The following is a 12,706-nucleotide window of genomic DNA, read 5'->3' on the forward strand; positions in this document are numbered from 1 at the left end:
TGCTTGACCGAGGATATGTTCGGACCTGCGGATTCGCGATTTACGCTCAGAGGATGACGTCTCCGTCCATCATCATCATCGGAGCCGGTTTCGCCGGACTCGGCATGGCACTGGAGCTGCGGCGGGCCGGGCTGGACACGTTCACCATCCTGGAGCGCGCCACCGACCTCGGCGGCGTGTGGCACGCCAACACCTACCCCGGCGCGGCATGTGATGTGCCGTCCCCGCTGTACTCCTGGTCCTACGAACCCCGATCCGATTGGCCACGGCGTTTCTCCGAACAGCGCGATATCCACGCGTATATGCGCGGCGTCGCGGATAAGCACGGGCTGGAGCGCTTCATCCGATTCGGCGCCGAAGCGACCGAGGCCGAGTTCGACGAGCGGACGGGCCGGTGGATCGTGCGCACGGCCGACGGGTCGCGGTTCACCGGCGACATCCTCATCCCGGCAGTCGGACAGTTGTCGCGCCCGGCCTTGCCCGACATCCCGGGAATCGACTGCTTCGCCGGTCCGGCATTCCACTCCGCCGAGTGGAACCACGAGGTCGACCTCACCGGCAAGCGCGTCGCATGCGTCGGCACCGGGGCCAGCGCGATCCAGTACATCCCGCGGATCCAGCCGAAGGTCGCCCACCTCACGCTGTTCCAGCGCTCGGCAGCGTGGGTGCTACCGAAGGCCGACCTCGAATACAGCGCCGCGCACCGCGCCCTGTTCAGGTTTTTCCCGCCGAGCCGGCTCGCCGAGCGCCTTGCGATCTGGTTATTGTTCGAGGTGCTCGCACTGGCGCTGACCGACATCCCCTCGATGAAGCACCCGGTGATCGCCCTGGCCGACCGGCACCGCGCCGCACAGGTGCCGGATGCCGAACTGCGTGCGAAACTGACGCCCGACTACGCCGCGGGCTGCAAGCGCGGTCTGTTCTCCAACGAATACTTTCCCGCGCTCGCACAACCGAACGTCACGGTGCGGACCACCGCGATCGAGGCGATCACCCCGACCGGCATCCGCACCGCCGACGGCGTCGAGTACGAGGTGGACGTCATCATCTACGGCACCGGGTTCAAGGGCACCGAATTCCTGGCGCCGATGACTATCCACGGCCTCGGCGGGCGCACCCTCGCCGACGTGTGGGGCGACGCGGGCGCACGCGCCTACCTCGGCCTTTCGGTGCCGAACTTCCCGAACCTGTTCATGATGTACGGCCCGAACACCAACCTCGGTTCCGGCTCGATCATCTACATGCTCGAATCCCAGGCCCGCTACATCCGTCAGGTGGTGCAGTATCTCACCGGCCGGCCCGGCCGCTACCTCGCCGCCCGCGGCGCTACCGAGCAGAGCTGGGATGACTGGCTGCAGCAGCGATTGAAAGAGACACCGTGGAATTTCTGCTCGAGCTGGTACCGGAATGCCGCGGGGCGGATCACCAACAACTGGCCCGGCGCCACCGCGCTCTACCGGTGGAAGACAAGGACTTTCGATCCGAACGACTACGACGAGGCACAGGCGCCCGCCGCCGCGGCCTGACCTTTCGCACTCAGCCTGCTATTAGCAAGCGATCAGTAAACTGGTCTTGATCCGATCCAGGCAGCGGAAGAGGTACACCATGGTGTGGGTGCTGATCGTCGTGGTTCTCGTGGTTCTCGCCGCCTTGCTGATAGGGCAAGCCACACTCAGCAAACAACGCGCGGCCACCGCACTGGCCGACGCGCTCGCCGACGCCCGACAGGTGAACGAGCGACTCGGCGGCCAGGTCTACAACCTGACCGGCAGCAACGCCCCAGCGACCCAAGCCTTGGCCGACGCGTCCGAACGGCATATCGCGGCGGGCGCGCAACTCGATCAGGCACGCACCCCCGCACAAGCGCGGCTGGCGAAACAGACTGCGCTGGAAGGGCTCTACTACATCAGGGCAGCACGCGCCGCGATGGATATGGACCCTGGTCCCGCGGTCGCGCCGCTCGACGGCCAGGACACCGCCGGACAGGTCAGCGAGAAACGCGTCGTCGAATACGAAGGCAGACAAATCGGCGCCTCCCCGGAGCCATCGGCGACGACCCCGAATTACTATCCCGGCGGCAGAGTCGCCGGACGACCGGTGCCCGCGGGGTGGTATTCCGAGCCGTGGTGGCGGCCCGCCCTGGTCGGCGGCGCCTGGGGCTTCGGCTCGGCACTGCTGTTCACGTCGCTGTTCTCCGGGATGTCCGGGGTGGGGTACGGCGCGCAAGGGTTCGAAAGCGGATACGGCGAGGGGTATCAGGACGGGCTGAGCGCCGGCGATGGAGGAGGTCAGGACGCAGGTGACACCGGGTACGACCAGGGCGGTGACTCCGGTGGATACGACCAGGGTGGTGACTTCGGTGGGTATGACGGTGGAAGTGGATTCGACAGTGGTGGCGGGTTCGACGGCGGGTTCTGACGCACTGAACATCGCTTGGAACACAACGTCTGACCTGGCCCTGCTCAATCTTCCGGTAGAGCGATGCGGCCTGTTCGTCCTCGACCCGGTAGACTCCCGAACGTCCCGGGTAGGCCGAGACCTACCATGACCAGCCTTCGTAGCTCAGGGGATAGAGCACCGCTCTCCTAAAGCGGGTGTCGCAGGTTCGAATCCTGCCGAGGGCACTAGTTACAGCGCAGGTCAGGTCGTTTTCTTGCCCAGTCGACATCCAACCCGGTCGGGTACGCAGTGGCGAAGTCGGTGCGTGCTGCGCTACAGCGCCCGATCAGCACGTTCTTCACGCCGCATCGGGAGATGCTCGGGTAGGACCAGCACCGAGTTCGACCACCTCATCCTCGGCATCCGGATCGAGTACCTCCGGTCCGGGAGAACGAGTCGAGGCCTACTCGCCGGCGCGGGCCCCTTCGGGCACAAACCCGGCAGGCCAGACTGCCGTTTCGGCAACCTACGCAAACGAATTCTGCCCCAGCAAACGCATCAGCCCCCACAAGCCGATTTGGGCCGCTGAAAGTGAGCACCATGCCCCCGTCATCGACATGCGTGCCCCGCAGATCAGTCTCTCGGAACACGGCATCGCTCGAGCTGCGGCCGAGAGGTCAGCGTTCTGAAGGGTCGCACCGTCCAACCTCCGCCATGCAGATCTGCGATCGTGAGGTCCGCACCACTGAGACCCGCCTGCGCCAGAGGTCGAAGAGAGATCCGCTCCGAGCGACCTCACCTTCGTCAGGTTGCTGCCGCTCCGCTACGAATCGAGAAGGTTGACCTGACTCAGGTCCACGTTGGCCGTACAAGAGTTCGAGAGATCAATAGCATTGCGCTGGAATGCCTCTCGCCGACCGCTAACAGTAACCACCGTTTGTCACATGACCGGAAGCCGACTTCCTGGAGTCGCACCGCGGCCAGGCGAGTTGGGCAGTACGACATGACCTCTTCCCTTGTCCAGGGTTCGAGTTCGTACTCACCCGCAAGATAGTCGACGCGGCGATAAGCGCGCCGGCAACGCAACGACGATCTCGGTAGTGCGTGGGCTCATCACGAGAGAGCCTTTTCGCTACGCAGGCGATCGACCCCGCAAACTCCGGTAACCGATTGCCCTCCATTATGTTTGATCGATCCCTCGGCTGTTCGATTGCCCAGTCCGACGTTGCGATTCGGTACTATTGAGCAGCATGGCGTGCGGGCAGACCGTCTTCGTCCTCGGTGCGCTGCCGGATCGTCTCGACCGAGCGTTCCTTCGGGAGACGTTCCGGCCACACGGTAACCGCGAGCACGACCACCGAAGGCAGACCGATCACGATCACCCACCCGAGTATCATCCATCCGTCTCTCATCGAATTCCTCTGTCCTGCAACGTTATTTGTTCCACTTCCAAGATCGTGCCCCAGAGCGGCTATCAATTCGACATGAAAGCCGGCGAAGCCGACCGTCGACACCTCGGCAGGAAATCGAATAGTTATGCCGGGGCGGACCATGACATTCATCAGGGCCGGGGTCGGTGGCCAGCCTCGAACAAGACGATCAGCGGAGCCGCAGCCCATCGACCACACGGCCCTGGCAATCGACCGGCTCGCCGCCTTTCTCGGACGCCGATACCACCGGCTGCAGGCCGTAACCCGGACCTATGCCGTCGCATGACACACATGCGGGGTCGGTGTGCTGTCGCCGTGCCGCTCAATCTCTTGTCGGCGAGGCCGGGCCGCGCGGCGCTTTGTACACCTCCCAGTGCTGTACACCGGCGCTTTCCGACCTATCGGCTGGGGGGTGGACGCTGAGGTTGTCGTAAGTTGTCACGCTACCTGGCGTTCCAGTGATAGCGACTGACTCGCGGGAGGCGTACACATCGAGTTGAATTCCCGCCTCGTGTAGCGCTCGAGCCGACTCGCGGGCCGCCGAGCCAGCGGCAGGGCTGCTCGATATCTGAATCAGCAGACTTTTCGGCTCGGCGCGCAGCGCCTCCCGAAAATGATCATTCGCGGCAAGAATACGACCGAAGTTGTAGCCGTCGACTGGCAATCTCTTCATCGTGCGCCCGGTGTCGACTGAGATCGAATATCCGTCCGGGCCAGCATACGCAAGGGAGAACAGCATTGCCTCGGACTTCGCCTTGTCCGACCACAAAGCCTGCAACCGCGGGCCCCTACCGAACCGTCGCTCGAAGTTACCGTGCACAGTGGGCCCGCCTACCTCGAAACCGTAGTTCCCAGCCACTCTGCCGAGACCCGCGCGGCTCCATTCCAAAACGCCGAATGGGTCACGTGGGTGTGACGGAAAAGATACTCCCATGGGTTTCCGGCCCGGTCCGAGGATCGGAATGCTGTGGATTATGTCGCCGGTGAACAGACCGATCGAGCGGCCGCCGTTTCGCGAGTACACGAACACCGGCGTATCGGGTTCACGGTCGAGCATCGCCTTCAGGGACCTGCTCGCATCTTTGTCGAGTCCCTTCATTTCCCTGCCGTACGCATGCAGGTCGTCGGCGATGTCGGCGATGTTCGTATGCACAGTCCTGGCGCCTTCTGTGAACTTCGCGGCCAGACGTCTCGCGGCCTCGTAGAATCCAGTGGAGAGACGCAAGATCGGTGGCGGCATGGCATCTTCTCGATTGCGGTAACGAGTCGGGTTGTATGACCAGAAGTGCGGGACCGGCTACGGGATGGCTCCGGTCATTCCGGCCCGAGCGCCTCGGCGCGCAGCCGGAACTGTGCGGGGCTACCCGGATTGACCATGATGTCCACGCCCGACGGCAGGACCTGTGGCAGCATGCGGCCGAGAACCGGGTTCCAGCGTTGCGCCTCGACATGGCGCTTGTGCGTCGCAGCAGTGACGACGGCAATACAACGGATGCCATCGGGCGAAAGCCCGACCATAAGTTGATCGTGTTCGTCGCAAGCAACCTCCACGACCGCACCACGGACAGCGGGAACGATTTCACCTCCGACATCGGCTCCGTCAGCGGCCAGTCTCAGCACCGCGTCGATGGGATCGGACGGCGCCCCGTCCTCGGCAGGCATGTAGCCCGGATTCGGCTCGAACGGACCGGGAACGCCTTCATCCAGCATCCAGGCGCCCACCATCATCGATGACGGTGGCACATCCGACGCAGCGGACGACCGCCACCGCGGATCGACCAACACAACCCAGTCCTCACGCCGACCGGAATCCGATCCGGTATCGCCCATTCGATCCTCCTGGCACCACGCCACTGCCGAGAACGTTTGCGATGTCGGCGCGGCTGCTGTCATGCAGGCATGGAGATCCACCCGCCGAGCGAGTCGATAGGGATGTGTCCACTGTGGCTCTGTCCGTCATTTCAGCCTTCAGAAAGGTCACGTTCGACTACTGGGAAAGCTTCTCAGCCCTTCGAATCGAACGGTATGGGGAAAATTCCTCCAAAAGGCGGCGAATAGCCGGACCCTACCCCGCCGCGTTGGCGGCTCCAACGCGATCGACGACAATCGAGTAAGACCCCAACCGTGCCGTTGCGGTTCTCCGAACCACCACCGGCACTGACACATACGACCGAGACCTGGCAGCCTGCTACGGATACTGCCCGTCTGGCGGCCCGAAATATTTGGGTGCGGAATCCACGACCACGCTCTCGGAAACGTGGGTTTCGATACCGAAGTTCACTGCGAGATCGCATGATCCGACGACGAACTGCTCGAAGCGACCTCGCCATAGGCTGTCCTCTCCAGAGGGCCTATCGGCGAGGCAGCCGGGACCGCGGAGAGATACTCCCGACGAGTGCCGGAGCGACCGTCGCGGTCTCGGCCGGTCGGGCCAGCCAGGGAAGCCCGTAACTGCGCGTTGCTTCCAGCGTCATACCGAGATTCGTCAAGAGGGCGTCGCCGGGCTTCGCTCCGTGAGCCAGTCGGCGAATGTCTGGGTGCCGCGAGGTCCAGGGCCGGTCGGCAGCAGACCACCATTTCTCATTCCGCCGGGAAAGTACACCGGCACGACCGGACGTCGGCGTGCGCCGCCCGCGGCGATGAGACGTCGGGCCAGCTCGACCAGCGACTCGACCTGCGGCCCTGCGAGTTCCGGTGCCATCCCCTGGGGCGGTTCGAGAGCGAGGTCGACGAGGGCTTCGGCTACTTCCCGTACCGCGATGGGCTGGACCGGCGCGATCGGCACCAGCGCGATCGGCCCGGGTACGCCACTCAGCACCTGACCCACGAACTCGTGGAACTGCGTCGCCCGCATGATTGTCCACGGCACCGCCCCACCCCGAACAATCTCCTCCTGCCGCAACTTACCTGTGTAGTACGGGAGCCTGACCCGGTCGACCCCCACGATCGACGGCGTCACGAGGTGCCGCACCCCGGTGCGCTCGGCCGCCCCGGCGAGATTGCGCCCCGCCTTCTCGAAGAAGTCCACAGCGACCGACTTGCGATTCGTGGTCACATTGCTGGCGTCGATCACCACTTCGACCCCGGTCAACGCCGCATCCAGCCCGGACCCGCTCACCAGATCGACACCCTGTCCGCGCGACAACACCACGGGTGTATGTCCGCGAGCCTGCAGTGTCTCCACCACCACTCGTCCAGCCACTCCGGTACCACCGGCGACTGCGATCTTCATGACCACTCCTCCCGCTCGGCGCTGCACGAGAGGAGGAAGGCCACACCCATCGCGACAGCTCACCCAGTAGTTACGGTCGTGACAGCATCATTTAATACCAATACCGCGACCGCCGGTGCCGTACCTGACACCCACCCGAGTCTCCCGACTTGCAGTCGTAGCCCGCAGGCCTGAATCTCGCCTACCGCTCGAACTTCGCGGCCGGGCGCGCTGTCGCACTGCGCCAGAAGAATCGCCCGATGGCCACCCAACCAGTACTCGACACCAACCGTGCCCTCTTGCACTCGACAGCTATGTTGTCATCTCGAGCCGATTCAGCTGGGAAATCGCCGCCTCACACGTCGTTAAACCGAAACGGAGCGCGTGGACCATCAACGGCGAGCAACGCCGGCGGTAGTCGAATGGCGGTTCGTAAGACTAGCTAAACCACCATTGCACTGGCGTCGATCGGACAAAGTGACGAGGGCATCGGGTTGGAGCTGGGCGCTCAGTGGGCTCGGTTCGGGTCGGGGGCGTGCTGGGTGGCGAGCATGTCGAGTAGGACCATGGCGTCGTGGTCGGGGCATCCAGCGTCGGCATAGTAGGCGACGAGGCGGTGGCCAAGGGTGCCGTCGAGTTGCATGGACTGGTAGCCGAGGGTGAGGGCGCCGACCTGGGGGGTGGTGGAAGTGCTCGGAGCCGGGGCGATGGGCGCGCACGCTGCCGCGCTTCCAGCAGGACAACCTGCGAGCGAACCTCGACATCGCGGCGAAGGTCCACGACGTCGCCGACCGGATCGGTGTCACCCCCGCGCAGGCGCCCTTGCCTGGCTCGTCGCACAGGGCGAGCACGTAGTCCCTATCCCCGGTACCAAGACCCCGAAGTACCTGGCCGACAACATCGGTGCCGCGAACGTTGAGCTCTCCGCGGCCGACCTAGCAGACCTCGACGCGCTCCCGGCACCAGTCGGCGCTCGGTACTGACCGGCACACTTTTACCGAAAACGACCACGATGGCGCGGGAATACGCCGCGCCTTCATGGTGTCCCCTCAATGTTTGTGGAAGGCCTCCTGCAACCACCAAGCTCCCCCGTCGGAGGCGATTCGCGCGTCCAGCAGGATCGGGCGATCACGTGGCCCGGCCAGCCATTGCCCCAACCGATCGAGGTCGGCGACCGAGCGCACGGTGGCCGCCGCATAACCCATCCCCGCCGCCATCGCGGCGAAGTCGGTGGTCGGGAATTGGACCGTCGCGAGGTCGCTGTCCGCGCCGAAGTGGTGGACCTCCGCGCCGTAAGCGCTGTCGTTGTACACCACGACGACCATCGGCAACCCGAGGCGCACCACCGTCTCGAACTCCGATGAACCCATCAGCGCACCACCGTCACCCAGCGCTGCGATCGGGAGCCGATCCGGCTGTGCGAGCGCCGCACCGATGGCGGTGGCCAAGCCGAGGCCGACCGACTGGAACGCCTGGGTGAAGCAGAAGCCGAACTGGTCGGGAACGGCGAGGTACGCGCTGGGATAGCCCATGAAGTTGCCCGAATCGACGGCCACGACACGCTGTTCGGGAAGCATGCGGTCCAGCGCGATCGACAGCACGCGCGGGTCGATGCGATCCGACGTCGAGAGATCATCGAATGCGACCTGCGTCCAGCGGGCGCCGGCGACGATCCGCGCCCGCACGTCGTCGGTTCGGTACCGGTTCGATTCAGCGGACTCTTTTTTCCACGCGGCCGCTACCGCGCGCGCGGTTTCCCCGACGTCGCCGAGAATCTCGATCGACACGTTCCGGTGCGCACCGAGGGCGCTGACCTCGTTGTCCACTTGAACGACGGTGGCGCCGTCGCCGATGAGTCGTCCGTGCCGCATGGTCCACATGTTCAACGCGCACCCCCATCCGATCAACAGGTCGGCGTCTCGAATCAGTTCGACGGCCAACGGTGTGGCGAAGCCTCCCGAGATACCGATCGACCACGGATCGTCGTGAAACAGTCCGTTCGCGACAGCCGAGGTAGCCAGGAGCGCGCCCGCCGACGCCGCGAGCTGGCGAAGGTCGGTGGCGTATCGGCGGGCTCCACGACCGGCCACGAACACCGGCCGCTCGGAGTTTCGCAGCAGGTCGGTCAGTCGATCCGTATCGCTATCCGCGGGCCGGACCGGATGCGGTGTCGGCGCAACGGGTGGCGTGTCCCACGCCGCGGGAAGCGCCTGGATGTCGATCGGAAGGTTCAGCACAACGCATCGTCCGTCATCGCGTGCCGTGCGGAAGGCACGAACGGTATCGGCGATCGCGCTGGCGGGCCCGTAGACCCGTTCGGGGACGGCGCCGACGGCTGCCGCGAGAGCGTCCTGCGCGACGCGGAAGTTCGACCGCACCGCGTCGCCGGGCGTGTCCGCGGCCAGGACGATCAACGGTGTGCGGCTTTTCGCGGCCTCGCCGATACCGGTCAGGGCATTGGTCAGACCACATCCTTGATGCAGCGTGACGACGGCGACACCGTCGGTCATGCGGGCATAGGCGTCCGCCATCGTCGTTGCTCCGCCCTCGTGCCGGGCGGGGTAGAACGCAACGCCGGCGGCTCGCAAGGCATTGGTCACCTGAAAGTTGCCGCTTCCGACGACTCCGAAAGCGGCTCCGACACCGAGTCGCTGCAGGGTCCGTCCGACGACGTCGGCAACGGTCGTGTGGTTCGCGGAGGTCACCTCTGAATCATGGCAAGGACCCGTGCTGGGCTGCCCGAGCCCCCGACGATCGGCAGCGGCGCCACGACGACCAGGAAACCCGTCGCGGGCAGCGTTGCCAGGTTCTGGAGTTGGGTCAAGCCGAATTTGCCGGCGCCGAGCAGATAGTGGTGGCAGGGAAAGGGCGTCTCGAACCCGGCTGCCGCGCCGGCGTCGGTACCGACCGTTTCGACACCGAAGCCGAACAAACTGGTCTCTTCCGCCAACCATTTCGCACATTCGGCCGAGACGCCGGGCGTGTGCGATCCCTTGTCATCGACGTTCAGGAAAGATTCGGTATCCGACGAGCGCGCGTCCCATCCGGTCCGATAGAACAACCAACCGCTCTCGGGAAGCGGCCCGTTTTCGTCCACCCACTTCTCGATGTGCCCGACCTCGAGCAAGAAGTCCGCGTCGCGTTCGACCTCTTCGGACATATCGATCACCACGCCGGGAGCGATCAGGTTCTGCACCGGCGCCTGTGCGACGTCCAGGCCGTCACGGCCGGTGACCCAATGCTTCGGAGCGTCCAGGTGGGTCCCCGTGTGTTCGCCGGTATGAATGTTGTTCCAGTACCACGCGGGCCCGACCTCGTCGTATGCGCTGATCGGTTCGAGACCGAACGGGATGGTGTTCGCGAACGGTTCCGGCAGGTGCAGAATCGGCGTCGATGCTTCCAGCGGCGCGGTCAGATCGATTACCTGGACAGCTCCGCCGGCCAGTGCCGACTGCAGTGTGGACAACACGGTCATGGGTAACTCCTGAGATTATTCGTGTCCGGTCGGTCGCCCGACCTACAAGCGACCCCCTGCGGGCGTTGGCGTTGACCGGCGGGTCAGTAGCTGGGCGGTGTCACGCTGATCATGAAGCGGACGGTGGTCCTGCCTTCGTTGCGGAACCGGTGCGGGATGTGCGAGTCGAAGTAGCAGCTGTCACCGGTTTTGATCAGGTGGGTTTGGTCGCCGACCTCGATGGTGAGCCGTCCGCTGAGTACGACGACGCATTCCTCCGACGGGTGCGAGCGCAAGGAGTCGGAGGAGACGGCCCCGGGTTCGAGCGAACCTTCGAGAACTTCGAGTTTGGCGCCGCCCGGCGAGGCGCGGGTGTACGTGATGGCATGGTGCGGTGAGGAGATCCGGTACCGGTCGTCGTGCCGGATGACCGCGACGGTCTGGTCGTCGCCGTCCTGGAACAGGCTGAACAAGGGGATGTCGAGAACCTCGGCGATGCGCCGCATGGTTTCGAGGCTGGGGTCGGTGACACCGCGTTCTACCTGGCTGATCAGCCCGGTGGAAACCCCGGCTCGGTCGGCGAGTTGGCGGACGGTCATACCCCGGAGGTTTCGATACTCACGGATCCGTGTCACGGTCACCGGGACATTATCTTCCGACGGGTAGCCTGCCCTGGTCGCCGGGCGGATATGCCCGGCGACCAGGACAGGACGACGCCGACTCGAATCATCGGGTCAGGCTGTCCGCCGTCACCAGATCGGGCTCGGTAGGCGCGCTGTTCCCGATTCCGACATCAGCCGCGAGGTCCGACGGCGGACGCGTGACGAGGCTGACCGCCACGGCGACGACGATATTGACGACCAGTGCGGGGAGCCCGACCACCGTGCCTGGCGGCAGGGCCGCGGTGACGAACGAGCCCAATGATGGCACCCCGACTATCAGCCCGCCGCAGATAGCGCCGGCGGCAAGGCCCACCGCGGTGACTCGCCGCCACATCATCGAGAAGAACAGGGCGGGCGCCAACTGGCCGACAGCGCTGTACACATTGGACATGATGCTCAGAAGCTTGGCATTGCTGTGCGCGACGAGCAGTACCGACAGTGCGGTGAAGACGAGGACGCCGATCCGGGTCAGCGTGAGCGACGAAGCCCACCGCGGCGACACCGCCCCGATGATGTTACGGGTGAGCAGGCTGCTGGCCGTGAGGATGAGTACCGCGGTGGGCACGAGTGCGACGAGGATGCCCGCACCGCCGAGCAACCCGATCACCCAGTCCGGATACTTCTCGCGCACAAAGATCAGCAGTGACGCGTTGGCCTGCTTGTCGGTCAACTTCGGCAGTGCGAGCAACGCGGCGAGCGCGATCATGACGATCAAGACGTAGAACAGCGAGTACAGCGGCTGGATCACCTGGTTGCGGCGGATCGTCGCCACATCCTTGGCGCTGTAGGACACCTGGAACATATGTGGCAGGGCGAATGTGCCGAGCGGGGTGAGCAAGAGGAAACTCATCCACCACCAGGTGTTGGTCGCGGCCGCCCCATGGATACCTGGCAGCGTGGCGCCGTTGGGGTGGGTCTGTTTCACCGCGTCGAAGATGCCGAGCAGACCATGGACACCGGCCGCATTCGCTGCGCCCACTGCGATCACGAGCAGGATCAGGATCAGCAGAATGTCCTTGACGATCGCCGTGAACGCAGCACTGCGCATGCCTCCGACCAGCACGAACAAGGCGACCAGAGCGCCTCCGGCCACAACGTAGGCCAGTGAGGGGACGCCACTGCCGAACAAACTTGCCAGAATGAGACTCAGTCCGGTCAGCTGTACCTGGGTATAGAGCAGCAGCGCGACGATGCCGAAGACGGCGATCAGGGCACCGAACCAGGGCGCGTCGAAGCGGCTGCTGAAATAGTCGGCCATGGTGACCAGCCCCCGGCTTTTGCCCGCACGCCAGATCTTGGGTACGAGCCAGTAGCCCACCGTTGCCGTCAGCACCACCGTGCCGAGGACGTAGTACCCGGGCGCACCATTGCTGAATACCGCCTGGGAGGCGCCCAGCAGCGCGAACGTGGTGAACGTTTCGCCGACGAGCAGAAACCAGAACAGCCAGGTGCCGAAGCGTCGGCCACCGACAGACCATTCCTGCATATTCATAGTTCTGCCGCGAGCGGCCGCCACGGTCCCCCACACGATCGATCCGACCGCGATCACGAAGGCAAGAATCAATGCCAT

The 12,706-nt window shown here is 64.8% G+C and carries 12 protein-coding genes and 1 tRNA gene; 4 read left to right on the forward strand and 9 right to left on the reverse strand.

All coding sequences use genetic code 11. From position 1 onward, the window contains the following. The first annotated feature begins 53 nt into the window (after positions 1-53). The 3 genes from AB0B25_RS09990 to AB0B25_RS10000 all read left to right on the forward strand — a co-directional run bounded on the left by AB0B25_RS09990 (position 54) and on the right by AB0B25_RS10000 (position 2,624). Entirely contained in the window at positions 54-1,526 is a 1,473-nt protein-coding gene (locus AB0B25_RS09990; RefSeq protein WP_357176863.1) for an NAD(P)/FAD-dependent oxidoreductase, read from the forward strand. Between the two features lie 79 nt (positions 1,527-1,605). Next, the gene (locus AB0B25_RS09995) at positions 1,606-2,418 is read left to right on the forward strand and encodes a DUF1542 domain-containing protein (protein WP_357176864.1); all 813 of its coding nucleotides are present in this window, start codon (positions 1,606-1,608) and stop codon (positions 2,416-2,418) included. Positions 2,419-2,551: 133 nt separating this feature from the next. Then, positions 2,552-2,624: transfer RNA gene (locus AB0B25_RS10000), tRNA-Arg, on the forward strand. 993 nt (positions 2,625-3,617) lie between these two features. Here AB0B25_RS10000 and AB0B25_RS10005 read toward each other — a convergent pair. The 5 genes from AB0B25_RS10005 to AB0B25_RS10025 form a co-directional block, all read right to left on the reverse strand. Beyond that, complete coding sequence (locus tag AB0B25_RS10005; protein WP_357176865.1) at positions 3,618-3,791, reverse strand: hypothetical protein; 174 nt, start codon at positions 3,789-3,791, stop codon at positions 3,618-3,620. A 340-nt stretch (positions 3,792-4,131) separates the two neighbouring features. Beyond that, positions 4,132-5,049 carry a hypothetical protein gene (locus AB0B25_RS10010; RefSeq protein WP_357176866.1) on the reverse strand — a complete coding sequence of 306 codons (918 nt, stop codon included), beginning with the start codon at positions 5,047-5,049 and terminating at the stop codon, positions 4,132-4,134. A gap of 74 nt (positions 5,050-5,123) precedes the next feature. Next, complete coding sequence (locus tag AB0B25_RS10015) at positions 5,124-5,639, reverse strand: type VII secretion system-associated protein (protein WP_357176867.1); 516 nt, start codon at positions 5,637-5,639, stop codon at positions 5,124-5,126. A 655-nt stretch (positions 5,640-6,294) separates the two neighbouring features. Continuing rightward, positions 6,295-7,041, reverse strand: a complete 747-nt coding sequence (locus AB0B25_RS10020; protein WP_357176868.1) for an NAD(P)H-binding protein — start codon at positions 7,039-7,041, stop codon at positions 6,295-6,297. Positions 7,042-7,528: 487 nt separating this feature from the next. Further along, complete coding sequence (locus AB0B25_RS10025; RefSeq protein WP_357176869.1) at positions 7,529-7,663, reverse strand: hypothetical protein; 135 nt, start codon at positions 7,661-7,663, stop codon at positions 7,529-7,531. 64 nt (positions 7,664-7,727) lie between these two features. On the opposite strand from AB0B25_RS10025, the gene AB0B25_RS10030 reads away from it, so the two are divergent. Then, positions 7,728-8,003 (forward strand): aldo/keto reductase, encoded by a 276-nt coding sequence (locus tag AB0B25_RS10030; protein WP_357176924.1) that lies wholly within the window; start codon positions 7,728-7,730, stop codon positions 8,001-8,003. Positions 8,004-8,069: 66 nt separating this feature from the next. Here the strand turns inward: AB0B25_RS10030 and AB0B25_RS10035 are convergent, their stop codons facing one another. The 4 genes from AB0B25_RS10035 to AB0B25_RS10050 all read right to left on the reverse strand — a co-directional run bounded on the left by AB0B25_RS10035 (position 8,070) and on the right by AB0B25_RS10050 (position 12,706). Then, positions 8,070-9,725, reverse strand: coding sequence for a thiamine pyrophosphate-binding protein (locus AB0B25_RS10035; protein ID WP_357176870.1), 1,656 nt, complete (start codon positions 9,723-9,725; stop codon positions 8,070-8,072). Beyond that, positions 9,722-10,495 (reverse strand): cyclase family protein, encoded by a 774-nt coding sequence (locus tag AB0B25_RS10040; protein WP_357176871.1) that lies wholly within the window; start codon positions 10,493-10,495, stop codon positions 9,722-9,724. Before AB0B25_RS10040 ends, AB0B25_RS10035 begins: the two co-directional genes overlap by 4 nt. An 83-nt stretch (positions 10,496-10,578) precedes the next feature. Further along, positions 10,579-11,115, reverse strand: coding sequence for an XRE family transcriptional regulator (locus tag AB0B25_RS10045; RefSeq protein WP_357176872.1), 537 nt, complete (start codon positions 11,113-11,115; stop codon positions 10,579-10,581). A gap of 85 nt (positions 11,116-11,200) precedes the next feature. Then, complete coding sequence (locus AB0B25_RS10050) at positions 11,201-12,706, reverse strand: sodium:solute symporter family protein (protein WP_357176873.1); 1,506 nt, start codon at positions 12,704-12,706, stop codon at positions 11,201-11,203.

The organism is Nocardia sp. NPDC049190, from assembly GCF_040648115.1.
In the GTDB taxonomy this organism is placed as follows: domain Bacteria; phylum Actinomycetota; class Actinomycetes; order Mycobacteriales; family Mycobacteriaceae; genus Nocardia.

Excerpts from the sequence above, each read along its gene's own strand:
- AB0B25_RS10020 (WP_357176868.1), bottom strand. The coding sequence starts at position 7,041 with ATGAAGATCGCAGTCGCCGGTGGTACCGGAGTGGCTGGACGAGTGGTG.
- AB0B25_RS10025 (WP_357176869.1), bottom strand. The coding sequence starts at position 7,663 with ATGCAACTCGACGGCACCCTTGGCCACCGCCTCGTCGCCTACTATGCC.
- AB0B25_RS09990 (WP_357176863.1), top strand. The coding sequence starts at position 54 with ATGACGTCTCCGTCCATCATCATCATCGGAGCCGGTTTCGCCGGACTC.
- AB0B25_RS10010 (WP_357176866.1), bottom strand. The coding sequence starts at position 5,049 with ATGCCGCCACCGATCTTGCGTCTCTCCACTGGATTCTACGAGGCCGCG.
- AB0B25_RS10040 (WP_357176871.1), bottom strand. The coding sequence starts at position 10,495 with ATGACCGTGTTGTCCACACTGCAGTCGGCACTGGCCGGCGGAGCTGTC.
- AB0B25_RS09995 (WP_357176864.1), top strand. The coding sequence starts at position 1,606 with ATGGTGTGGGTGCTGATCGTCGTGGTTCTCGTGGTTCTCGCCGCCTTG.
- AB0B25_RS10005 (WP_357176865.1), bottom strand. The coding sequence starts at position 3,791 with ATGAGAGACGGATGGATGATACTCGGGTGGGTGATCGTGATCGGTCTG.
- AB0B25_RS10030 (WP_357176924.1), top strand. The coding sequence starts at position 7,728 with ATGGGCGCGCACGCTGCCGCGCTTCCAGCAGGACAACCTGCGAGCGAA.
- AB0B25_RS10015 (WP_357176867.1), bottom strand. The coding sequence starts at position 5,639 with ATGGGCGATACCGGATCGGATTCCGGTCGGCGTGAGGACTGGGTTGTG.
- AB0B25_RS10050 (WP_357176873.1), bottom strand. The coding sequence starts at position 12,706 with ATGGCATTGATTCTTGCCTTCGTGATCGCGGTCGGATCGATCGTGTGG.